Origin of the sequence: Pseudomonas sp. CFBP 13719 (assembly GCF_014842095.1) — a bacterium.
Classification (GTDB): Bacteria; Pseudomonadota; Gammaproteobacteria; order Pseudomonadales; family Pseudomonadaceae; genus Aquipseudomonas.
In genome coordinates, this window is sequence record NZ_JACYVB010000002.1 from 642,920 (window position 1) to 666,808 (window position 23,889).

The 23,889-nt window shown below is 53.6% G+C and carries 23 protein-coding genes; 14 read left to right on the top strand and 9 right to left on the bottom strand.

Translation table 11 applies throughout. The annotated features are described in order from the left end of the window. Positions 1-107: 107 nt before the first annotated feature. From IFT57_RS08685 to IFT57_RS08695, 3 genes are all read right to left on the bottom strand, one after another. A complete protein-coding gene (locus IFT57_RS08685; protein ID WP_192151186.1) occupies positions 108-3,860 on the bottom strand; it encodes a hypothetical protein in 3,753 nt (1,250 codons plus the stop codon). A 129-nt stretch (positions 3,861-3,989) separates the two neighbouring features. After that, positions 3,990-5,036, bottom strand: a complete 1,047-nt coding sequence (locus IFT57_RS08690) for a CNNM domain-containing protein (protein ID WP_244656750.1) — start codon at positions 5,034-5,036, stop codon at positions 3,990-3,992. Beyond that, entirely contained in the window at positions 5,027-5,236 is a 210-nt protein-coding gene (locus IFT57_RS08695; RefSeq protein ID WP_122530874.1) for a DUF1127 domain-containing protein, read from the bottom strand. Before IFT57_RS08695 ends, IFT57_RS08690 begins: the two co-directional genes overlap by 10 nt. Before the next feature lie 181 nt (positions 5,237-5,417). On the opposite strand from IFT57_RS08695, the gene IFT57_RS08700 reads away from it, so the two are divergent. From IFT57_RS08700 to IFT57_RS08735, 8 genes are all read left to right on the top strand, one after another. Beyond that, a complete protein-coding gene (locus IFT57_RS08700) occupies positions 5,418-6,587 on the top strand; it encodes a hypothetical protein (RefSeq protein WP_122530873.1) in 1,170 nt (389 codons plus the stop codon). A gap of 27 nt (positions 6,588-6,614) precedes the next feature. Beyond that, positions 6,615-7,823 (top strand): hypothetical protein, encoded by a 1,209-nt coding sequence (locus tag IFT57_RS08705; protein WP_122530872.1) that lies wholly within the window; start codon positions 6,615-6,617, stop codon positions 7,821-7,823. Between the two features lie 149 nt (positions 7,824-7,972). Next, entirely contained in the window at positions 7,973-8,428 is a 456-nt protein-coding gene (locus IFT57_RS08710) for a hypothetical protein (RefSeq protein ID WP_122530871.1), read from the top strand. 43 nt (positions 8,429-8,471) lie between these two features. Then, positions 8,472-8,996: a hypothetical protein gene (locus tag IFT57_RS08715; protein WP_122530870.1), complete on the top strand. Its 525-nt coding sequence runs from the start codon at positions 8,472-8,474 to the stop codon at positions 8,994-8,996. Between the two features lie 39 nt (positions 8,997-9,035). After that, entirely contained in the window at positions 9,036-9,413 is a 378-nt protein-coding gene (locus IFT57_RS08720) for a hypothetical protein (RefSeq protein ID WP_122530869.1), read from the top strand. A gap of 9 nt (positions 9,414-9,422) precedes the next feature. Further along, positions 9,423-9,746 carry a hypothetical protein gene (locus IFT57_RS08725; protein WP_241032655.1) on the top strand — a complete coding sequence of 108 codons (324 nt, stop codon included), beginning with the start codon at positions 9,423-9,425 and terminating at the stop codon, positions 9,744-9,746. A 19-nt stretch (positions 9,747-9,765) separates the two neighbouring features. Continuing rightward, on the top strand, positions 9,766-9,957 hold the full coding sequence (locus tag IFT57_RS08730) for a hypothetical protein (protein WP_122530868.1): 192 nt from the start codon (positions 9,766-9,768) through the stop codon (positions 9,955-9,957). A gap of 305 nt (positions 9,958-10,262) precedes the next feature. Continuing rightward, complete coding sequence (locus IFT57_RS08735; protein WP_122530866.1) at positions 10,263-11,642, top strand: hypothetical protein; 1,380 nt, start codon at positions 10,263-10,265, stop codon at positions 11,640-11,642. Between the two features lie 7 nt (positions 11,643-11,649). Here IFT57_RS08735 and IFT57_RS08740 read toward each other — a convergent pair whose 3' ends face one another. Beyond that, entirely contained in the window at positions 11,650-12,954 is a 1,305-nt protein-coding gene (locus IFT57_RS08740; protein WP_122530865.1) for a hypothetical protein, read from the bottom strand. Between the two features lie 181 nt (positions 12,955-13,135). Here IFT57_RS08740 and IFT57_RS08745 point away from each other — a divergent pair, with 181 nt between their 5' ends. Continuing rightward, entirely contained in the window at positions 13,136-14,518 is a 1,383-nt protein-coding gene (locus tag IFT57_RS08745) for a hypothetical protein (RefSeq protein WP_122530864.1), read from the top strand. Positions 14,519-14,749: 231 nt separating this feature from the next. Continuing rightward, complete coding sequence (locus IFT57_RS08750; RefSeq protein WP_122530863.1) at positions 14,750-16,378, top strand: hypothetical protein; 1,629 nt, start codon at positions 14,750-14,752, stop codon at positions 16,376-16,378. Positions 16,379-16,513: 135 nt separating this feature from the next. Here the strand turns inward: IFT57_RS08750 and IFT57_RS08755 are convergent, their stop codons facing one another. Further along, on the bottom strand, positions 16,514-16,732 hold the full coding sequence (locus IFT57_RS08755) for a hypothetical protein (protein WP_122530862.1): 219 nt from the start codon (positions 16,730-16,732) through the stop codon (positions 16,514-16,516). Positions 16,733-16,861: 129 nt separating this feature from the next. Here IFT57_RS08755 and IFT57_RS08760 point away from each other — a divergent pair, with 129 nt between their 5' ends. The 3 genes from IFT57_RS08760 to IFT57_RS08770 all read left to right on the top strand — a co-directional run bounded on the left by IFT57_RS08760 (position 16,862) and on the right by IFT57_RS08770 (position 20,994). After that, positions 16,862-18,220 carry a hypothetical protein gene (locus IFT57_RS08760; RefSeq protein WP_122530861.1) on the top strand — a complete coding sequence of 453 codons (1,359 nt, stop codon included), beginning with the start codon at positions 16,862-16,864 and terminating at the stop codon, positions 18,218-18,220. A 70-nt stretch (positions 18,221-18,290) separates the two neighbouring features. Then, entirely contained in the window at positions 18,291-19,610 is a 1,320-nt protein-coding gene (locus IFT57_RS08765; protein WP_192151188.1) for a hypothetical protein, read from the top strand. 70 nt (positions 19,611-19,680) lie between these two features. Then, positions 19,681-20,994 carry a hypothetical protein gene (locus tag IFT57_RS08770; protein WP_192151190.1) on the top strand — a complete coding sequence of 438 codons (1,314 nt, stop codon included), beginning with the start codon at positions 19,681-19,683 and terminating at the stop codon, positions 20,992-20,994. On the opposite strand, the gene IFT57_RS08775 is transcribed toward IFT57_RS08770, so the two are convergent. Both IFT57_RS08775 and IFT57_RS08780 read right to left on the bottom strand, forming a co-directional pair. Then, positions 20,995-21,732: a hypothetical protein gene (locus tag IFT57_RS08775; protein WP_192151191.1), complete on the bottom strand. Its 738-nt coding sequence runs from the start codon at positions 21,730-21,732 to the stop codon at positions 20,995-20,997. Between the two features lie 174 nt (positions 21,733-21,906). After that, a complete protein-coding gene (locus IFT57_RS08780; protein ID WP_122530858.1) occupies positions 21,907-22,272 on the bottom strand; it encodes a hypothetical protein in 366 nt (121 codons plus the stop codon). Positions 22,273-22,449: 177 nt separating this feature from the next. Between IFT57_RS08780 and IFT57_RS08785 the strand changes: the two genes are divergently transcribed. Further along, entirely contained in the window at positions 22,450-22,989 is a 540-nt protein-coding gene (locus tag IFT57_RS08785) for a hypothetical protein (protein WP_122530857.1), read from the top strand. A 7-nt stretch (positions 22,990-22,996) separates the two neighbouring features. Here IFT57_RS08785 and IFT57_RS08790 read toward each other — a convergent pair whose 3' ends face one another. Together IFT57_RS08790 and IFT57_RS08795 are read right to left on the bottom strand one after the other, a co-directional pair. After that, entirely contained in the window at positions 22,997-23,329 is a 333-nt protein-coding gene (locus tag IFT57_RS08790; RefSeq protein ID WP_192151193.1) for a hypothetical protein, read from the bottom strand. 95 nt (positions 23,330-23,424) lie between these two features. Beyond that, complete coding sequence (locus IFT57_RS08795; RefSeq protein ID WP_122530855.1) at positions 23,425-23,883, bottom strand: hypothetical protein; 459 nt, start codon at positions 23,881-23,883, stop codon at positions 23,425-23,427. Positions 23,884-23,889 lie beyond the last annotated feature (6 nt).

Consider the following 23,889-nt stretch of genomic DNA (forward strand, 5'->3'; position numbering starts at 1 on the left):
CTGCTCAATTTATCGGAAAAGCATTTTGGTTTGTCCCCAAAAAAGCCTTTATGCTTTTCAAGCAACCTGACCCTCTCTAAGCAATAGGGCGTCCCTGCCCTCATGCATCAGTTAGTCGCTCTAAGGTAGAGATGCTTGACGAAGCTGATGTCGTAGTGATTATTGGCGGTTTGCGTTTGGGCAATCACGCACATCTTGTTGGAGCCGACTCGGCCATCACCACCACATGAACCCCCATTGCCCCACTGAGTCCACAGCCCGAAGATGCTGCCGGAGGACGTAGTGCCCTGCCATCCAGCTGACTGGCCATACAGGGTTGAGGCGCCATTGGGCGTGGTGATCGCAAAGCCTGCACTACCAATGACGGTACCCTGGGCGAAGGTGTTGAAGGTCTGCCAGGCACCATAGCTTGCAATCCAGCCTGAGTGACCCGGAACAAACAAGACCTGAGAAGAAGTATTGATGGTGCCATTTGGGATGACCGGGTAGTTGGCATCATCGGTCGAGCCGCTGGTGGCCATACCTTTGAAAGCAACCTGCCCCATTGTCTTGGTGGGGATCGAGTTGACCCAACGATCGAGCAGGATCCAGTAACCGCCATTGGTGGTCATGTCCACATAGGCTTGGTAGCTGCCCCCATTGCCATTGCTGATTGAGTAGATGCCGTTCACGCCAGGTACGGGGTTGATGATCGCGAGTGAGCGATTGAGGGGTTGAGTGCCTGTGGCTGTCTGGGTTTCTGTACGCGGCGTTGACTGCGAGTAAGCCACAAGGCTTCCAACGTTACGGGTCAGGCCCAGGCTTGAGATCGATTCACGGGACTGCTTGGTGTACGGAGTGGTCGCTGTACAAGCACGGGTTTGATTGAATTTGACCCCCACCTCTACAGTATTCTCAGCCGGTGTCCAGGCCGCGCAGCTATTGGTGACCGACCCATTGGTCTTGACCTCATCAGCCAAGGCTACCCAGCTCAGGTTACGAGTGGTGGCCCGAGAGGCGTTTTGAGTTTGGGTGGTCGCAGCTCCGCTATTGCGGATGGCACCAGCCTGGTTCACTTCACGCGCCTGCACAGAACGGGTCTGCGGGAAGTAGCAGGTCTGGCTCTGCTGGAAGGTTGAACCATTGCCCTGACTCATAGGATCCGGCGTCCAGGCATCGCAGCGCGTGTTGGCGCCATCTACCCAATTACCGAACACAGAGGAGGTCGCTGTCCACACATCCTGGGTTCCGGTTGCAGACTGACTTTCCGTCTTGGATGAGGCCTGGCTGTAGGCTACCGAGCTGCCCACATTACGAGTGAGCCCCAAAGAGGCAATACTTTCACGCGCCTGTTTCACATACGGGGTGGAAACGTTGCAAGCGCGAGTTTGGGTGAAGCTCTGACCCCAATCAACGGTGGAGACAGCGGGTGTCCAGGCTGCGCACGATTGAGTAGCAGTGCCGCTGGCCTTGACCTCGTCTGCCAAGGCGACCCAAGTCAGGCTTCGCGTGGTGCTGCGAGATCCCTCTTGAGTCTCAGTGGTTGCAGCACCACTGTTGCGGATAGCACCGGCCTGGTTGACTTCACGTGCCTGCACAGTGCGGGTTTGTGTGAAATAGCACGCCTGACTCTGTTGAAAAGTAGAGCCGTTAGCGCGGGTCAAAGGATCAGGTGTCCAGGCGTCACAGCGGGTGTTGGCGCCATCTACCCAGTTGCCCACTACAGGACTGGTGCTGGCCCAGACATCCTTGGTGCCGGTAGCCGACTGAGACTCTGATTTGGTGGAGGCTACGCTGTAGGCATCGGCGCTGCCCACGTTCCGGGTAAGGCCAAGGGATGAGATGCTTTCACGCGCCTGTTTCACATAAGGTGTGGAAACATTGCAGGCACGGGTTTGAGTGAAGCTTTTGCCGAAGTCGATGGTGCTGACCTCTGGCGTCCAGGCTGCGCAGGAGGTTGTGACAGAGCCATTGGTTTTCACATCATCTGCGATCGCTACCCAGCTCAGGCTGCGATCAGTACTGCGTGAGGATTCTTGGGTCTGGGTAGTGGCAACGCCATTATTGCGCAGTGCGCCACTCTGATTGATCTCGCGAGCCTGCACACTTCGGGTTTGCGGGAAGTAGCAGGTCTGGCTTTGTTGAAAGGTCGAACCATTGGCCCTGCTCATAGGGTCAGGTGTCCAGGCGTCACAGCGGGTGTTGGCGCCGTCGACCCAGTTACCCAACACAGGGCTGGTGTTCGTCCAGACATCTTTAGTGCCGGTCGACGATCTGCTCTCAGTCTTGCTCGAAGCCACAGCATAGGGCACCGAGTTGCCCACGTTACGAACAAGCGAGAGGGAAACAATGGTCTCGCGTGACTGCTTCACATAGGGCGTTGAAATAGCGCAGTCGCGGGTCTGATTGAAGCTGGTACCCCAATCAACTGTGCTGACTTCCGGCGTCCAGGCGGCGCACGTAGTAGTTGGCGTACCATTGGTCTTGACCTCATCGGCCAGCGGTGTCCAGCTCAGGCTGCGCGCATTGCTGCGTGTAGCTTGCTGAGATTCAGTCGACGCCACGCCGCTGTTTCGAAGAGCCCCAGCCTGATTGATCTCGCGAGTCTGCACAGAGCGGGTCTTGGTGTAATAGCAGGCCTGGCTTTGCTGGAAGGTTGAGTCATTGGCTCTGGTCAAAGGGTCAGGCGTCCATGCATCGCAGCTCGTGTTGGCGCCATCTACCCAGCTACCTAGTACCGGATCGGTACTGGCCCACACATCTCGGGTACCTTGACTGGTGCGAGACTCGTTTTTGGTAGAAGCCTGACCGTAGGACACTGGATTACCGACATTACGAACAAGATCCAGCGAGGCAATGCTTTCGCGGGCCTGCTTAACGTATGGGGTTGAAATGTCGCATTTTCGAGTCTGAGTGAAATCCTGGGCCCAATCCACGGTAGAGGTGTCAGGCGTCCAGGTTTGGCAGGTGGTGGTCGCAGCGCCGTTGGTTTTGACATCATCGGCAATCGCAAGCCATGTCAGGGAGCGGCTAGTGCTTCTGGAAGCCTGCTCAGTTTCGGTGGTGGCTTCACCATTGTTACGCAGCGCGCCACTCCGATTGACTTCACGGGCTTGAACCGAGCGAGTTCTGTTGTACTGACAGGCTTGTGTTTGCTGAAAGGTCGAGCCATTGGCTCTGGTCAGCGGATCAGGCGTCCAGGCATCGCAACCTGTGTTAGCGCCATTCGTCCAAGCGCCGACCACCGGATCTGCCTGAACCCAGACGTCCTTGATACCCACCGCAGAGCGGGTCTCATTGTTGGATTGCTCTTGAACAAAAGAGGTAGGCTGCCCCTTCTCCCTGACAATTCCGAGCGATGAAATGGTTTCCCGAGCCTGCCGCATGTAAGGTGTGGTAATGACGCAAGTTCTTACCTGAGAAAACGAAGTGCCCCAGCTCACGCTGCCCGGATCAGGCGTCCAATCATTACACAGGGTGGTCGCATGCGCTTCATCAGCGCTGACATTGTCAGGCAACGCCACCCATGACAAGGTTCTGGATTGATCCTTCTGGGTTTGCTGGCTTTCAGTGGTGGCTTCACCCTTGTCCCTCACCTCACCCTTCTGATTGACCTCACGGCTCTGTACCGTACGGCGCTGCTCGAAGAAACAGGACTGAAGCTGGCCAAACGTTGAACCGAAAGCTTGTTCCAGAGGATCCGGAGCCCACGGCTCGCAGCTGATAGGCGTCCCAGCTCCCCAAGCACTGACGAAGGGCGAAGTGAGCTGCCAAGTGTCGGGATCGACATAGTTGACGGGTGCCATGACCCGGATGATGTTGCTTCCGGCATAAGAAGACATGGAAAAAGCTGTCAAGACAGCCGCTACCAACAGTTTCATCCTATGAATCTGGGACATGGGGCACCGACCATATTAGGCAAAAGGATTCAATATACCCCTAAATATAACATGGCAACCTATCGATTTTCTATGCACGATCCTCTGGGCAAGCAATATGTAACAAAATGACTACGCCCTTTTCGGTTTCCCTTCCTTATCGGACTCGGCGCCCTGAAAGATGCGCTTGTAGATCGTCTTCGCAGAGGTCACCCCCAGTGGAATGCCATTTCGGGTCACCAAAATTCTTGAGCACTTGCCTTCGCGCAACGTCACCAGGGCATCAATTATGGTGCTTTCCTCATCCACCAGTGCCACACCCCTGGCAACATCCTTGGCCTGAGCGCGTGGGTTGGACATCACACCCATGGCAGCGTCGCGAGCCGAGGTCACACCCATGACACCCTGGTCATCGTGAATGATGAAGTAGGTGTCGTGCTGGCCGGCAATCTGAGGCGCGAGGTCGGACAGGAAGGTGGTGGCATCGACACTGATCATCCCCCGGCTGGGCTTGATGTTCTTGACCAGCAGGCGTTGGAGCATCAGCGCATTCTGAAAGATATTTTCTTCAAAGTGCCCAATTACCCCCTTTTCAGAGTAATAGGACACAATGTTCTTGAGCTCGGACATGCGCAGGGTGCGCTTTCGATCAAGCTTGAACAGCCGGATCCAGACGGTCGTCGCCATCACTGCAGGGTAGGTGATGAAAAACACCAGTCGCATGAGCCAGGCCAGATTCACCATCATGCTTTCAAAATGACTGCGCGCCAGCACCTTGGGCAATGAGCGGGCAAAGACGATGTTGGCGTAGATCGACAGTCCCATGTAAATCATCATGGCGTAACCTGAGAACAGATTGAACGCCAGGATGCCAATGGTGCTGTTGGAGACGACCCCGATGATCACCTGGAGGATCATCGCCGCAGCCATGTGCTGGTCACGACCATTGCTCACCGCCGTGATTAGGCGAAGCTTGCGGGGGCTAAGAGTCCGTTTTTGCACCAGCGAGCGAATCTTGAACTCGTCAGCCAGCATGGCCACTGTCTCAAGGCTTGAGACCAGACCTGAAAGCAGGATGGAGGCCAGGGAAAAACCCAGCAGGATGACGAAATCGCTCATTTTTTTATTCTTCTCTATTAAGCATTGCCGAGAACATCGGCAATCCTCAATTATCGCCAAAAAGGCTTCGAGATTTCAAGCTGGCGATCGGACTCCGTGATCCCGCAGTCGCGCAGCAGGCGCTCATCGAGGCGTGCCAGGGCATGACGATTGTGGATGTTGGTGTTCCAACGCTTGAGGGTCGACAGGATCGAGGGGCGAATGGGTTGAGCAGCGCCCTGAGTCGACATGGCCAGGGTGCCGTTGCAGCAGGATTTCATGAGTTCACCTAATGGAATGAGATATTGTCAATTGACACCTAAAGAGACGAAGCATTCATGAGCCAAAGTCACGTTCCCTTGAAAAATAGTTGATCGCGTGGCCATTCAAAATGGTGGGCGGTTGGCCTGACCCTCGCCGCTGTGTCATTCTGAGAAAAAGCACACCTTGCGGAAATTCATGATGAGCCAGAACATCACCAACGTAGAACTGAGCAACCGCTTCCAAGCGGCGTACGATCTGGTCAATCACTCGCAAGGTAGCAAGGATGCCAACGAACTGATCAAGGGCGTTGAGTTGATGCTCGATACCGCCCAGATGTGCATGAGCCTTGGAAAGGCACTCATGATGGCTGACGGCATCCGCCATGTACGGGGCTGCATCAACTACAAGCTTCACATCAAATCCTACCTGTCCAAACAGACGTCAGAGGCCTACTTCGATCAGCTCCTCGCGCACTTTCCTCCCTACAGCAACGACATCCATAGTGAGGATAAGTCCACAATGGATGTGGACGAGAAATTGCTCAAAAGCCTGATTCGTCTGGACTATGTCGACGACTTCACAAGCTACTTGCGTCGCTTTGGCATGAACTCCAGCCGAAAAGCGTTTGCCATCGCACTCGAAGAGGCGTTCAAGCTGGTGACCAGCGAGGAATCCAACACCAAGAAGTCCAAGACTACTTACCCGATCCTCACCATGATCGACAGCTACAAGCCCGCTGCCACAGCCAAGGTTTGCCTGCCCAATGAAATTCTGGATGTCATGAAGCGCTACCCGCTTGAGATCCTTTCTCTTCACCAGCAGTACCGTCACGACAAAGCGGGCGGATACCTCAAAGTCGACATTCTTGAAGCCTTGCTCAGCCGCGCCGCCGCCAATGAGGTGCTCACTGACGTGGTGCTTGAGATCGCCGGCAATTCTGCCTTCAAGCTGGATGAGCCGAACCACCTGGTCTGGATCGAAGAGGTTGCCGGCAAGGTGATTGGCCCAGAGACTCTGAAACGGGAGTTTAGGGGCACGAACAAAATGAATGACGACATTGTCGCGATGCTCTACTACGCCCTGTGCTCCCCGCATTTCCCAGCAGATGAGGTTGACAGCGTAATGCGCCAGACGACCTTCATGATTAGCTCAGACATCTATGTGGAAACAATGAGACTGGCGGTGAAAGCCCAAAAGGCCCCCAACGAGATGTTTGAGAACAAAACAGCCAGCTTCATCAAGACTCTCTTCAAACGAGATCGTGACACCGCTCAGCAGCTGATGAACATCCCCGGCATTCCCCGTAGGCGTTTGATGGATGAACCCGTGCTGCGCGACCTGATCATGGCGGGCGACTTGGGCCTATAGGCCAGAGCCAGCAGGGGAAAAACGACCATGAAAATCACACTGCCCACCGAACAGCAATCCAAGGATATGTTTGACCAGGCGTGCCGCTTGATCGGCCAGTCACAGGCCACTCAAGACAGAGAAATGCTGGCGCAGGGTTTCATGCTGATGCGTTCGGTCAATGAAGTGTGCCGGCGCATCCCTAATGGTGGGGATATAGCCATCAGCGGCATGCGGCGCATAAGAAGCGGGGTTGACTTGCAGGCCGTCATTCAAACCTATCGAAAGAACAAGGAAATTCGGGCCTACCTGGAGCTTTTGCTGAGCACCATTTGCCCAAGCGTGGGCGATGTCACGTGCAAAAAGCACAGCAAGGGCGTTGACACTCTGCTGGTCAAAAGCCTGATAAAGCATGACGCCTACAGGGGGTGCAACAACTACCAACTCAAGACCCTGGATTTCAATGGACTCTTGAGTCATCTGGGCAAAGTGGGCAGCCGAGAGGCCTTCTCACTGGTGTTAGAAGAGTGTTTGAGGCGACTGCACGAGCAAAGCTTTGGCTCCAGGACAGCAAGCCCTCTCAATGTTCGTGTCCTTGAGATGATCAATGGCTTCAAGCATCTCAACCATACCTGCCCGGCATTGCCCAGAGAGATTCTGGATGTGATGGCCAGTCACGCCGATCAATTGCTTGCGCAGCAGCGAAAATACCCACAGCAGGTAGGCGGGTATCTCTCCATGGGCAAGCTCCAGTCAATGACTGACCATTTCCGCGACAATGAACGGATGATGGTCACCACTCAGAAGCTTGTCGGCGCCAGCCTCTATCAAATGGACGACCACAAACAGCTGCTGTGGGCCGAGCAGCTTGGAGTCCCCGTTGACGCCGATCATGCAGGTAAAACGATCCTCAACAGCTGGTTCAACGAGCAACAGCGCCTCTGCGCACTCTACTACCTGCTGAGCTCCCCAGAAGTGGATCTTCGAGCATTCAAAAACATGGTCGCCGAGATCAATGGTTATGTGGCGCCATTCGTATACGAGGCGGGCCTTTTGACTGCGGCAGACACCTTCAATGCCAATGGCCAAGATGATCACCTGTTTGTAGACAAGGCCATCGTCCTGCTCAATCACCTTCTGACCAGAGACAAAGCGACCGCCCAGGCACTTCTGAATAAGCGCATTGTTCCCGCCAGGATGCTGATGAAAGACCACAAGCTTCGAGACCACCTGATGGGAGCTGATCTGGGGCTGTAGTGGCAGCAGCCTGCCGGCTCAAGGTACGACTCCACTGCCCTGGGCCTAGCCAGCTAAAAAGTGGTTTAAATGGAAATTGATAGGTCATGTGCTGTTAAACAAGCAAGACTCTGAAAACACGGGTCTGCAATATATTGACAATTCCCATTATGGTAATTATTCTAGGCACCATATCCGGCGAGCCCGCAACGCCCGCCCTTCTGATTGTGCTTGAGAACCTTGCCATGACCATTGATAAAATCTCCCTGGGCGTCATTGTCGCCCTGATGCTGGGCACTGCCCTGGCCACTCCCCCTGCCCATGCAGATCAGACAGAAATGCGGGTCACTCATGACAGAAATGGCGCTCTTCAAAGTAGTGTCGAGACGTTTGTGATGTACGCCAAAGACAGCAGGCCCGACGCGCTCAAGTGTTTGCAGGTTCAGCGCTGGGTTGCTTCGATCGACACCTACGCAGACGACAAGGGCAACACGCAGAGCGTCCCCATGGTTAAGCAAGCGAGCCGCAGCAGCGTGTGCACCCTGGACGCCAGACCCTATGAAGACTCATGGCAGGCTAGCCAGCGAATGATTCCAGGCAATAAGCCTGCAGATCAATTGAAGTAAGGCCCGCCCCGGCAGCCCCATTTTCTGTTCAAGGATCACGCCCATGTCAGCCATTGTTTGCATCCAAAGCCACCTTACACGTTCCCACAACGTTGAAATCAGTGACGCTCACGCCGAGACACTCTGGAAGGCCACACGGGCTTTGCTGAACAAGCAGGGCTCGACCAAGGTCGTCAAAGCGGCAAAGGAGTTCAAGGGCGGCACCCTGGACACGTATGAGCGCGAAATTCTGCTCGATGCCATGGGCCGTGCGATGACCGAGGCCAACTGGCCAAGCTTCAGCGACCCTCAGAATGCCACACACCTGTTTCATGAGCGGGTCTATGCCTACCTGCGCGGTATCGGCGCCATCACTGCTGAGCAGGATCCGTATCTGGCCAAGATCAAAACTCTGGTTGAGGTGGACGACTGCAAAGGCATGACTCTGCGTGTTCAGAAACGGCTGTCAGGGTTGTACGACATTGCCCGAAAGATTCAGGGAAAGCCGGATGCCGACTATGAGACCAAGCATCCAGATTGCAGTGCTGATGATGCCATCCGGGCGCTGGGCCATTACCTTCAGTTCTGAATCAGATAGACTGACCGCCTGACAAAAGAGTGATGCGCCATGTGCGATGAGTCCACCGATACCGACGAGCTGACCACCAGCTTTGACATTGCTGACTTCTACAAGATGAAGAAGCCGTGTGCCAACTGCCCCTTTTTGAAAGAGGGGGCCATTGAGCTCAGACCTGGTCGGGTTGAATACATTCTCGATGGCATGATGAAGGATGACCACAAACCCTTCTTGTGCCATAAGACACTGGATGGTTTTGAGAGTGAGGAAGGGGGTTACCAAGCCGCTGGTACCGAGAAGATGTGTGCCGGCGCCTCAGCGGTGCTGTGGAAGCGCAGGATGCCAACGGTCGGCATGCGGATGGCCCTTGCGCTTCGCATCGCTGAACCGGAACTATGGGAACAGAACTTCGACAAGACGATTGATTAAGGATTATCCGTGGACACCACATACCCTGCTGCGCTTCCTGCTGTGCTTTACCTGGTCACTCCCGAGCGGGTGCGGGCAGGCAAACCCCCTCAGATTCTGAGGAACCCCCGCTATCAGCAAGGTGAACATTTCTGGGTTGAGGCCGAGGGCACAAATGTTCCCTATCGCATCGAAAAGTGCTGGCCGACTGCCGAGGAAGCGGCAGCCAAGGTCAAACAGATCGCCCTGGATGAGGTTCGATACGCCCAGAGCAAAATGTCCGATCTGGAAAAGCGCCTGCGAATGGCCCGGCGCCTGGCTGATGAATTGGCCAGCCCCACCCAAGCCCCATAACGCTTCGAGGCAAATCCCAATGTTCAGAAGCTTAATCGGCCAGCGCACCGAACGACAGAAGCGAGAAGACGCCGAATTCATGCAGGCGCTGAAGGCCATCCCCACATTGCAAGTTCGGGATGGTCGCATTTCTATGGATGTGTCTGACCTCAAAGAGAAGGTCAAAGCATCGCGAGAAGTAGGCAAACGCCTGATCGACCAGCAAAATTGATGAACCGCTTTCGCAACCGCTTACTGCGCGTCCAGTACGATGCCATGATCGAAGCTTACGAGCGCCGTGACCCCTACCTGTTTACTCCGGAGGGCATCCCCCATCGCGGTAATGCCCTAGCGCTAGCGTTCTGGAATGGCTTTGAAGGCGTGGTGATGGGTACCGGGTTCAGCAAGGCTGAACAAGGATCTCCTGCCTACGCTTGCTGGAGAGCAGGGCAGGACTCCAAGCGGTAATTTCTCCCTGTTGTCGCCCGCGTTGCGCAACCGATAAGCTGGTGGAAAGACATTCTGGATATCGTTGCCATGCAGCCTCACACCCTCGACCCACTTCTCTTTTCCCCTGACATCAGCGATGAACAACGTAAGTTCATGCTTTTTTCAGAAGTTGGGCACCTGTCATGGGAGTGCAACGTTGCCTATTCGATCATCGGCGGGGATCAGGGCAAGCCTGGGCCAGAAGCCTACCCACGCTTTGTTTCGGCTGCCGAACAGGCGCAGCAACTGATCCTGTTGAGCAAGAGGTTGTTCGGGACGGTTGAGGCCATGAACGAATTCCTCAATACCTTCAGTCTCCGCCAAAATACCTCAGGCCAGGAGGGCAGTGAGCGGGGCTATTACCTGAGCATCGCTGGTGCAGCGCTGATGCACGAGTCTCCTGCCCTATCTCCCACCTGTGACTGGCTGCGACAGTGGTTCAAGGTGGATGAACACGCCAGATCAAGCAACCGTCAGGCAAATCTTCGATTCCATGTCGGGAAGGTGAAGGTGCATTTTGACAATATTCAGCCTGGTCTTTACGAGCAGCCCAGGTTTTACACCAACAATGAATTTCGCAACTTGAGCTTTCATCGCTTCTTCTTTGGCGAAGTTGTGGCCCAGCAGTTTCAAGAGATAGCTGATGATGTGCGGCGCAATAATGACGCAGCAGCCTTCTGGTTCCATAAAATCATCGAGGCTGACAAAGGCATTGAGCCCGAGAAGACCATCCAGGCAGAGCTTGCATCACAGCTGCGCAAGCTCCCTGTCGATGGATTGTGGGGCCTTCGCAAGTTGATTTTGGGCAAGGCTCAGCCCTCGGGTGAGGAATGCTCCTCTCGCCTCTCAAACATCCTTAGCATCGCCGTGCACTATGAGCTTCACGAGCAAGCTCTCAAAGACCTCAGCGATAACGTAACTGCCCTTTCTCACAATTGCGATTATAGGGATAACGTGATGCTGGAGGACATGTGCGACTTCTTCAAGGCCGACCTTGTCACCTACAGCAATGAGGAGAAGCACTCCTACGATGGCGGGCCAACGACGATCGCTCAAATCAGCCAGGCCCTTAAATCCCTTGAGCTTCGTCCTGAAGACTTGGCATTTCTGGCGATGTCCACCGTGGCTGATTTCAGCCGGGGGCGTATGCGCGACCTGCAAAGCACTCCGGTAGCCGAGCAGCTCAGGGCAGTCATGGCCGGCATTCAACTCTCAGGGCGCCTGGCCATGCAGCCTGATGATCTTCGATACTCACTGTTTGCTGCGATCACCCGCAACCTGCCCGAGAACCTGATTGCACAGATGGCATCGGTCAACGATCTCACCCGCGCCACCTGCTACGCCATCACCGGAAAATCTCGCTTTCTCAATGGGCTGGAGAACGAGAAATTGCGTGACGATCTTTTGGGCAAGGATCTTGGGTTGTAGTGCTGCCCTAAAGCCCCAGATCGCGGCCAAAACACTCGTCTCGCACCGCCCCATCCTTGACCAATGCCAGATACCCCTTGTCGTTGGTCATGGCATAAACCAGGGCTGCAAGTTTCGAATCGTCCTCAATGGCCATTTTCACCAAGTCCTTGTCGCACCTTCTGAGAAGTGTCGAGTGGATCAGCGCCGCCGAGGAAGGATCCTTGTCGTACTCCCTGGATTTGGCTTGCTGCAGAAAGAATCTCAACATCAGGTGTTCCTCCCCCGCCATCCTGTCGAAGATCATTCCATTGACCTCCCCTCCGCTGGATGACTTTGCCAGGACGTAGTTCATCTCTCGGGTCGTCAGCGCCAGCTTGTCGAAAAGTCTCCCCAGGCCGTCCAGGGCGTCTTGGAATGCCCTGTCACCGATCTTGTCCTCAGTTTTGTCGATCAGGCGTATGACACTTTCAGCCAGATCCAGGGGCATCACATCCTTTCGGTAGCTGGGCGACATGTCGACTGCCTCCACCAAAAAGTCAGCTGCCTGTCCAACGTCGCCCTCCAATATCGACTTCATCACGCCTGATAGCCGGGTACTGCACTCGCCCGCCGACGGGTTTGTCATCCCGGTAATGCGCTGGCGCAGAACAGGAAACAATCTGGGTGAGTAGACGCGTATCTCGCTGCTGACAATGTTGTGGCTTCTCGGCCCCTCATGCTCCCAACCAATCGCGTCCAGAGCGCGGTGTGCCATGGCCTCAGGGATCAATTCATTGAAGGCTGCATGGATAATGATCTTGAAATTCGGAAATTGCCTGTAATCGACGAGCGCGCAATACACTTCCGGAAACAGGACGGCGTTGTCTTTCATGATGGAGGGGATGGCCAGGGATGCCAGATGGACAATGCCATCCTTGGATTTTGCCCCTTTGGGAGTATTGATACCCTCAAGCCGGGTTGCTCTCATCAAATCCGTCAGATCGCCCGCTGAGCAATCGGGGAATCTCTCAATAAAGCTTTTGTCGCCCAGACAGTCCCCTACCAGCTCATAAGCCTCAACCAGGTTTTTTCCTTTCACCAGCAAGCAGTAGGGAAGCACCGACCATTCGAAATCGTGGCGCTGTTTGGAAGTCAGGTTGTCCAGCCAATGACCATCGCTCGGATAACTGGCGCAATCGATCAGCCACTTTCGGCAGTTATTGGCGTGCGCCATGAGCCGTTCGACAGTCTTGTCCGGAACAATCTTGCCGGCGCTCCCGATCAGGTAGTTCATCACCGTCTCACTGACGTTCACCAGCCCATTCAGCTTTTGCTCATGCTCGGCAACCACAACACCACTCCACCACAAACCCATATATTGCCAGTCTATCGGCAGAGCAAGCCTTCGCTCAAAGGATTTGCCCAGGCTAAGGTAACTGGGCAGACCTCAGGAGTGGGTGCAGCAGCTTCTGTGGCTTCATGGATCGCTCGGGGGGTAGACTGAACAAAAAGAACTCCAGGATTTTGCCTCCATGCCTGCCACCACCCCTGCTTCAAACCGTACCGATTTTGCTCAGGAGCTCGGCGAGCGAGCGGCTCAGTGTTCGAACACTGAATGGGTCTTGAGGCAGTGGAACGATCTGCACTCATCTTACGAATCAGTGAATGCGAAAATGTCCTCTGCAGCAGTAAAAGCTCGAAATGCTTTTGCGGTCGTCGCGGCTGACTGCCAGGCCTTCTTGCTCAAGGCGCCCGAACTGTTCAATGACTTTGTAGACATGGATGAGTGGGCCCGAGCCAACAACCTCAGCGACGACCTCGACGATTTCGTCATCCCTTTTGCCATGGCCCTTGATTCTGATGAGCTGACCCCTCTAACCCACTGGATCGGAGAAGGCCTCAAGGTATTTCAATCGGTCGACAATTACCCTGGGAGTGGAGGCCATCCATCACGGGCCCAGGCAAGAGCCCGGCGCGTTGCGATGAACCTCCCCTACACCGACGATGAGCCAAACGCAGAAGCCCCACTCAATCGCCCGGAATTTTTCCGCGACGGTGAGTTTCGAAATGGCTTCTTGCACCGACAGATCTTCGCTCGCCAGGTAGAAGCGTGCGTCAAAGCCATCTGCGACAGCTCGCGGCACAATGTCGTCGAGACGGCCAAGTGGGTGAACCTGATCCATAAGGCAACCACCGAGAGCCCCTCCACGGGAGCAGTCATCAAAAAGGAGCTGGGCGAGCACCTGCGTCATTCGCGCATTGAGGGGCTGGAGACGCTTCGAGAGTACATCATTGGTCGCCACACTCCTACGGGTCAAGAATGCTCTGAGCGTGCTGCCAGGCTGTTTGGCGACATGGTCTATCGGGAGATCGAACCCAAGGACATCACTGACCACTTGGCCACATTGCGCCTGAATGATCGGTATTTTTCCACCCTGTTTTTCGATGAACTGGTGTCTGCACTTGCAGACCGATGCCGGCATTACAACGATAACGAGCGCGGTGACGAGTACGACAATGGCGCCCAAGGCATGCGGCAGTTCAGAGAGCTGTTCCGCCAGCTTGATCTGACTCAGCAGCAGCTGGCAAAGCTCGCCATGACCGTCACCGCCAAGTTCAGTCCAGGGCAGCAGATGGATTTGAGCGAACTGAGCTGCGTCGAGCAGTTGGACAGGGTCATGGAGTTCGCTCAGACAGATTCTTACGTAACCCTCAACCCAGAGGGAAATCTGCGCCACACCGTCTTGTCGGCGGTCATCCACAATCTGCCGCAGGACATGGTCGTCGAGATCGCTCAGAAGCGTGATGCTTCCCGAATGATGATGTACACCCTCACCGGCAAGGATGTCCACTTGCGAGGCATGAAGGACAATCGATTGACCGATGCTGTCTTCAGCGCTGACTTGGGACTCTGATACGGCTAAAATTATCTGAACGCACAACCTCCTTTATGGAATTTTACCAATTATAGAATTTCGTGCATCGACATCGGTTTCTTGCTATGGCTGAAGAGGCACGGATCTAGACGAAATCAATAGATAAAAGACTACTAAGCAAGACTGGATTTTCATCTCCAGTCGCATAGGTTCGTGCTTGAAGCAATGCAGGCTCCACAAGTAAAATGAATAAAAAATAGGTGAAAGATCATGAATCAAGTACTGAAAGACAACCTTAGTAAAGCTGTGGCATCGTTCACTGATTACGAGGGGTTTAGACACAACCTAAATAGGACAGAGGATTTCAACTTCCCAGACTTTAGCCATTACTTCCTAAGCCATTTTAAAACAACCGCTGATGCGATAATTTCTATATACAGCTCAGAAAACCACGATGAAATAAGAATTTCTGAAAAATATCTAGATGAGCTTTCAAGAAGCAAATATTGGACTAGAGTAGTGATTGCCGAGATCCTTGCGGAATTCGACCAATTTAACAATAAAAGCGAGACAGAAAAGTCAATTGAACTTCTACGTACCGACCAAAGGTTTTCAGGGTTCTTTGCTGACAAGGAGCAAGAGTCAATTGCAATGTCCTGGCACCGAACAGTTTCAAACAAAGCGCTTTGGATATTGGCAGACAAGGCAAAGTTCGGAAAAACAGCCCTGGTAAAAACCACGCATAACGACCACACCCTGAGATTGTCATGGGTTTCTCTGCTAACCAAAAACTGCAATAACTCTGCGGAAGAATGCGACTTCATTTTGTCAAAGATTTTTTTTCACATGAAGGATGGAAAGCACAATAGCCTTAACGTAAACAGAGACAATATTCTTGACGTAATCTCAGAATCCAACTCTGATAAGCTTAAATCTGGATACATACACATCCTAGAGTGGATGAAAAAAAATGGCATGCACAACATATATGATAGTCACTTGCCTACGATCTGGCATACTAGAAAGAAGGACTCCACTTATCAATGGAGGGATGATCTTTCTAGCTATATTGAATGCTTAGTTGACAAGGGCCATGTACAACCAAGGTTTTTTGAAGACTTAATTGATCTCGACCGCATCGAACACCAGCATATCACAGCTTATTATGAAGCAGGGCTAAGATTCAGACTAAAGTTCACGGCAACTGAAGTCGATAATATGGTTGCTTGCGATAATCACTCTGTAATTTATGCCATTTATTCGCAGCAGCGTTGCGCGATGTACAAAAGTATAGACTTTAGGACATTATTCAACAAATGTTTCTCTGACAAGGTGGATTTGGAAATAGCGGCAAAATCAATTACTGGATCCTTGTCAAAATCAGAGGCCTACAGGCAGATGATGTGGGAAAAGGCAGTCGATGAGATTTGCGCAGAAAAGATTCAAAAAGAGAAAAGTAATTTCATCAAGTTTATTGTCCTTGGATTTCCTCTTGTTGAAATAGCAAAATTCAGCGCTAAGTATTTATCAGATGAAAATTATACGTTCATCGATAAGGCTTCTAGTACCGCCGCAATAGGTGTTTGGATTGCGACACTTGCCTTGACCCAAGAGGGTAAATCTGCCTGGGCATATTTAAGAAAAAACTTTAAGCACATGTGTAGGTTTCTTTCTCAAAAAACCATGGATGTTGCCTCCAGCATATGTAGCGGTATTGTTGGGGAAATAAGCGCAGCAATGGGAAAGCTTTGGAGCACACTTGGAATGCTTGATCCGGACAATAACCAAATCAATGAGCCTGGTAAAGCTGAGGATGTTTTCCCTGAGACAAAGAAATTGCTATGGAAAATGCATTACAATGAAATCCAAGAAGACATTGAAGAAAAAGTTTTTAGGTAGTACCTAATTTCCACCTAATAATGTTCCATTAAATCTGAAAAAAAACCCGACGCCCACCCCAGCTTTTGACGCCTGAGTGGTTGTAGAAGATGTGGGGCGTACACAATGCAGGGCCGCCCTCCTGCCTGATCAGGGTCATACCGGGCGCGCCAGTGTGCCGCCGCATTGGTGGGTCACGTAGGCCATGAAGCGTGCAAGCAGCTTCCTGTCCAACCTCAGCTCCATCAGGCTGTCGTTTTCGGGTTCGTAGTAGTTGTCGAGGACGACCATCATCCCCTCGTCCATGTCCGCTTCTCGGTAGGTTGAGAAATCGTGCACATCGAACTTGGGTGGAAATTGCAGAATATTGCTCACGTGGCTGCCTTGTTATTATTTTTGTCACCAAACATCCATGCTTTTGCTCGGTGGGGCACGAGCGAGGCCTTGGTCTACGGTGATCTTTATGGCTAGACTGAGTAAAGAATACCAGGAAATTGAGCTGCCATGTCCACGTCGCCTGCGAACGAGCAAACCTACCTGCGCTTGAATTTTCTCCACCAGCTTGTACACCTGGGGAAAGAGTGCGCGGATCTGAACAAGGATCTTGGGGTGACCATTGACCCCACCCGTACTAAGCCAGGCCCCGACACAGTGGGCAAATTGCCGGCATTCAAAGACGCTGTTGCCCGCTCGCAAGCAAAGATTCTTGAAGCCAATTCGTTCTTCCAGAACCCCGGCGAGATGTTGACGTTCATGTTCCAAAACCAGACGCAACTGGGGCAGTCCATGATCGAGAAGCGCTATTTTGGGGTGGTGGCTGGCTATGCCCTTCAGCTTGAGGGGGCTGGCTACACCCAGATCAGCAGATTTCTAAAGCCCTGGTACAACGGGGATTACGGCAGCGACGATTCGACCAGCCTTGCACGTGTAGGGAAAATGGCTGAGCAGGTGAGAAAGGTGTTTGGCACTGCACTCCAGGGGCTACTGCCGACCCTTTACAAGAAAGACCACTTTGGCGACATTTTCATCCAGACCCGATTGTATGCAGCGCAGGCCGACAGCCAGATTAAAGACATGGTTGAGGAATGCCGAACTTCACAGGATCGGTGTGATTTCTGGATTGACGCGCTCAAGCACTCTGAAGAAACGGCGCCTGAGGACTACAGGACTCTTGTAACCTTGCTGACAACGCAGCTTATGAAGCAGGACATCAAGGGCCTTGAGGGCATTAGGTCTTTCGTACTCGGTTCGGCGGGCCCAACCGGGCAGGAGTGCTCAAAACGCACCATCAACTTGATGCGCGGTATCCTTGACCATGAGGCCAACACTGTTGAGGTGCTCGATCATCTGGCCGTTCTGTCGATGAACGAGCAATACCGGCAGGACGTCTTGATGAGCGACCTGCTGGCCACCATTGATGAGATCGCACACGACTACCAGGAAAATGATCGAGGCAACGAATTTATGCTTCGTGAAGAGACGGTTCCTCAGCTGGTTCAGGTTCTCAACGTGCTGCAGTTCAGTCCTGAAGAGATGGCGATGATTGCCATGCGGGCGGTGGCGGGGCTCAATCGAGGACTGACCCGCGATATGCAAAACGAGCCTGTAGCAAAACAGTTGGAGGCCGTAAGCACCGAGGTTTTCAAAGATCAGAGCTTCCCCATCAGCAATGACTCCATGAAATTCACCATTCTGAGCGCGATCATCAAGACGCTTCCCGTGAAACTGGTCAAGCCCATGGCTCAGGTCAACGACAAAGCCAGGGCTGCCATCTACACGATCACCGGCAACGGCGACTTCCTGGCCGGCATCAAGGACGGCAAAACCCTGGACAAGGTGATGGGCGCAGACCTGGGGCTTTGAACCTGCGGCGGGATTGGTTTGGGTCAGTCTCAGTGCCTAAAATGAGGAAAGAGATTGCTGGAGCAGTGAGATGCCAACCCCGTACACCCCACAGGAAAACCGCGACCTCGACAAAAGGATCATCGCCCTTGCCGGCGACTGCAATCATGTAACCGGCAGCTTCCACAGTGACTTGACTCAAGAAGAAGCCTTGCCTCGCTTTCGTCGCTACAAGCTCGTTGCCAAAAGCTGCGTTGATTTTCTTGTTGAGCTCCAGAGACGTAACGACTCATGCGCCCTGATGCTCCATGAGGCGCCTTCCAAACACTGGCGGGATGTAGAGCAAACCATCATCCCTTTCGCCATGAGCAATGACTCTGAGCACTTCACGGATCTGAGCAAATGGATAGGGTCGACCTGGATTAGCCTTCGTCCTCAGGTTCTTGTGCCTGAGCCCATGCTTCACGCCACGAAAAGTTTGGCTGACAAGCTCAATAGCCATTACGGCTGGCTGGAGCCTGAGGGCTACCGCATGCCTGAATTTCATAGCGCCGGGAAGTTTCGTGACATCCATCTGCACATGCGCGCCCTACCCTCCATGGTGAATAAGGCTATGGCCGACATTGTTTCCACCAGCCGTCACGATCCCCACGCCACTGTCGAATGGATCAAGAAGATCCATACCTGCTATGTCAAAGAACCCGCCACAGGTCACAAGATCAAGAGCAGTCTGGCTGAAACGCTTGCCAAGGTGCCCGTGGAGGGCCTGGATGACCTTCGAGACTACATTCTGGGTCAAGCCCCTGCCAAGGCATCAGAATGCTCTGTGCGTTGTGAGCGGATGCTATCCAACATCATTCAGGGCATCCCTTCCTACGATCTTGAATCGGACGCTTTTGTGCTGGCAAGCAACCACCGCTACATGAAGAATGCTTTCGTGGCCGAGTTCGTCGACCAGGCTCAAAAATACCACTACCAATTTATCGAGAGCGATGACGAGGATCCATTCCACACGGGCATCAAGTGTGCAAACGACCTCATCAGGCTCTATGGGATTGCCGGGCTCGATACTGATGATCTGTGCCGCATTGCCATGAAAATGGTGGGCAACTTTTCACTGGGCGCGATTCTTGATCTGGAGGAAGAAGAGCCAGCCAAGCGGCTGACGGCATCTTTCAATGGCATGAATGGCTACAACTGTGAAGAGTTGGATATGCACTCAAATCTGCGTGATGCCATCCTAAGCTCAGTTGTACGGTCGCTACCGGATGATCTGGTCATGGCACTTGCCAATGACAGCGACAACAACCGCGCCCAGATCTACACCATCACCGGCAACAGTGCCCACCTTGCCGGCATGAAAGATCCCAATAGGCTGGACGCGGTCATGGGCTCAGACCTGGGTCTTTGAGCCGTACGATGCCTGGTTAGCGCCCAGGCTCTGCGCCTACAATGAATAAACGCTTTCCGGAAACCCCTGAATGAACACCCTCAGTCACGAAGAATCAAGCGCTCTTCGAAACGCCTTTATCAATTTATCCAACGACTGCTGCCGGCATCGTTCTAAATTTGACATCCGCATTTCAGAAGCCGTGAAGGTCAATAATTTTGCCAACTACCAGGCGCTCAGTCAGCGCTGCCAGGCTTTGCTGGTGTCGAACTTGGACAGCTTCGAGGGCTTTGGGGATCTTCTTTTGTGGGCGCAAACACAGGACGTGAAGGAATCAGTCCATGAAGTCATTCGCTACGCCATGACTCTGGAGTCTGCGCATCTGACCACCCTTGGCTGGTGGATGAGCCCAGTACTCAAGGACACCTTCGAGATTGATTCGGACGGAGCTTTGGTCAACAAGATCCGCTCGCTGTTCCACCAGCTCTGCAACAGCTTCTCAGGACTTGAGGACGAGAAATACCGAGAGCCTGCCTTCTACATCAACGGCCAGTTTCGCGAAGGATTTCTTCACTCCACGATCTTCTCACGCAAGGTCAACCAGGCCATCGTGAACGTTATCGACGAGTGCCTGAATGATCCCGCCGCAACTCGACAATGGATCGAGAAAATTCATAACGCCTACGTAGACGACCCGGTCACGGGGAAGGTGATCAAGGACACGCTGCGCCAGCGTCTGATGGATGAACCCATGGAGGGTCTTGACGGCGTTCGCGACTATGTACTGGGCCAGGTCATGCCCAAGGGCGGGGAGTGCTCAGCGCGCTGCCTGAACGTCTTTAACCGCATAGCCTCAACCAAACGATCACTTGATCTGATGCCGGACATCAAGGTCATGAAACTCAACGAGCGTTACGTCAAAAACGCTTTTGCAGGCGAGCTGATCGGCCACTTTCAGGCGGCTCAGCGTGCGGCGATGGAGTCTTACGTCACAACAGAGCAAGCCCCTGAAAACCCACCCAACCTCAAGAACCTTACTCAGCTGTATTTGCAGATGGGGCTTGATGTGGATGCCTTGTGCAACATCGCAATGGCAGCCAGCGCAGAGTTCACCCTGGGCAAGATGGATGACTACCAGGATGAGGCGCCAGCTGATCGCATCAAGGCGGTCATGCGCCAAATGCAGCAATCATGGCCCGAAGGCTTCAACCCTTGCTGGCCCGCACAAGCTGCCATGGGATCAGTCTTGATGACCTTGCCGGCGAGTATCGTTGCGCAGGTTGCCCAGGATGATGACTACAACCGCATCATGATCTACACCCTGACCGGCAATAGCGCCCACCTTTCCAACATGAAGGATGGCAGGCACTTGGAAGCCATCATGGGCGCCGACTTGGGGCTTTGATCACTGCGCCTTGAGGTAGAGGCTTTTGATCGTTGAAAGATCAGCATGGCTGCCAAACCCTGGGGCCATGACCACACACATCCGGTTCGGCCCAGCTTTGTTAGCCCCGCCACATGGGCCGCTGTTGCTTGGCACTGTCCAAAGCGAGAAGGATTGATCCATCGTCTGGGGCAGACCCCAGGCAGACCTGCTGTGGTACAGGGAAAAGCTGCCGGTAGGGCCGCTGGCTGGGAACCCTGCATTGGTAAGTACAGTGCCAGGCGCAAAGGTCGAGAATTTCTGCCAAGTGCCGTACGAAGCTTGCCAACTGGCATTGCCACTGACCACCATCGCCTTGTCGGCGGTATTGATGTTGCCCGACGGGATCACAGGGTAGTTGGCTGCATCTAGGGTCTGGGTCTTGAGGGGATTGCCTTTGACCACGATATCATTGAAGGTGACGTTGACGCTCGACTCTACCCAACGAGCTGCCAGAACCCATTTTCCGCCATCGGTGTCCATGTCCACATAGGCGCTGAAAGTATTGGCGTTGTTTTTGACTGTGTAGATGCCACTGCGCCCTGCCACAGGATTGAGCACCGTGAAGGTATTGGTGGGGGCTTCGTGATTGTCGCGCTCGACGTATTGGACGGGCGCCATGACGCGGATGATGTTGGCGGCAGCAGCTTTGTGAACCAAGACTGCTTGTATGCAGCACAGGCCTAAAAGCATCAGCCCCATGCGGACTTTCTTGTTCATGATCAGGATCTCATTCTTATTCTAGTTATGAGTCAGATCCTAATCATGAGCCAAAGAAATGTCCAAATTTCTGGATCATTTGACCAGATTGTTCAAAATCAAGGATGAGCTAAAACCGCCAATCCCCAATGGCAGAGACATCAACCCTTGATCAACTCAGGGACTGTGGTGCTTCTATTTTTTGGACTTCAGGCTGACATCCACGCCGGTATTATCCTGATACTGGTGCAGCGTGTCCTGGAGGGTCGTTTCGAAGCACATTTCAAAATTCTGCCCCGTGGCCTTCGACCAGCCTTCGCAATAACCTGCTACCCATACCATCAACAGTTGGCCTACCTGCTCAGGCGACGCATCCGTTTTTACAGTGCGCTGGGCCATCTTGACCGAGGCGGCAGGTTTTTTCACCGGGTCGGCCACATGCGCAGCGGGAGCCTTCACTTCATCCTGTGGTTGTGCGGGTGCTTGATCCACGGTGGAACAGCCGGTCAGGAACAGGGAAACTAGCAGAGCGCCAGCGAGGGCGCGAAATGGCTTTCTCATTATTCTTCTCCAAGACGGGCTCAACCCGACAACGCATTCAATTCACGAACGAGTTTATTCGATTTTCACGTATATTGCATCGGTACAAGGCACAATTTGATGAGGCTACAGCAGAGGTTGCAACCCAGCGCAGGACAAATGCCATAATGGGGTAACGACCAAATCCAGGAAAAACCCATGATCAACCCCTCCCCTGAAGACTTGAAGGTGCTGTTCTCAGAGGTCTACGCCAAGTTCCTGTCCAAGGATCTGCACGTCCAGCAGGTGTTTGCATCAAAAGCTTTCGGCGACGTCACCGAGGCGATGGTCAGCCATGTGCAGAAAGACCACCCCGGCATGGAGGGAATGATGAGCTATGCCAAAGAGCATGGTTTCGATGCCACGGCGGCGCGGGGCATGTGGATTGGCTTGGGCCTGTGCGCGGCTCTCAAGGGCCCCAAACAGAAGAATTACATTGCTCAAGCCGCAGCAGTCTCAAACAACCTGCTGACTGACAAGGGGTTTGCCCCGATCATCGCTGACCTGAAGACAGCGTTCCAGATCGCAAATGGTGGCGCACAGCACACATTGATGTCGACCTTCAGCAAGGCGTTCAGGAGGAACCTGGCGGTATTGATGGAGCCTGCCTCTCAGCCCATCGAGCCTGGAAATCATCAAGAAGCCAGACCAGACAAAAATGCTGAAAGGCACAACACGGACACATCCCCCTCCATGTGATGGCGAATCAGGTTTCGTCTGAGAGCGCCTCAACCTGAAGGAGCTCCCAACGATCCATGTCCACCCCTGGGTTGCGCCAGTTGGCAATGCAGCCATCCTTCCCGATAGTGATGTCCATGTAGTCCCCCGCGCCACTTCTGCCGGCGCACAGGTAATCGCTTGGCACATACACACTCTTCCATCGGGCGATCTGGCGTCCGTGTGCGTCGAGCAACCAGTAAAGGCCTGCGTCGCACACCTTGTACATCAGTCGCGCTTCGACACCCTCTGGCCAGTGCTGCACGTAGCCAAGGGCCAGGTCGATCTTGCACACCCAGGCATCGGTCTCGCGAAGCGGCATATTCCCTTCCTGATCAACCCCCCCATTTAGAATCGCGTCTTCCCAGTACCCTGGGGCCACACTTACTTCGAGAAACCAGGCATCTTGCTCAATCGTCACGGCGCAAGCTCCTCGTTGGCATGTTTACGAGAAACATGCGGCTGGGCATCCATCACCTTAACGATCGCGTATCCAAGGTTTGAGGGAGAATCGCTTTTGTTGGCCACCGTCATGATCCAGGCCAGCATCTCGGACGGCGACTGATATGCCATATCCCCGGCAGAACCAAAGCAAGCCTCGGCGCACTCTTGGTATTCAGCTTTGAACTTGGCTTCGTCCTTGATAAGCGCGGTGACCTTGAGGATGAAGGTGTCAGTCGACTCCCGGTCAAGGCTGCGGCGCAGCACCTCGTAGCCTGCCTCCACGGGTTGTTTGTCGACCTGGGTCAGGTAATGCATCAGTGCACTCTGAACAGTGCCTTCGCCCACCTCATCGCTGAAGCTCTCCAGAAGGCCCTCCTCGTCCTGCAACAGGATTTGGGCGGCATAGGCAACCTTGCGGGGTGTAGTGCTCATGGCGTG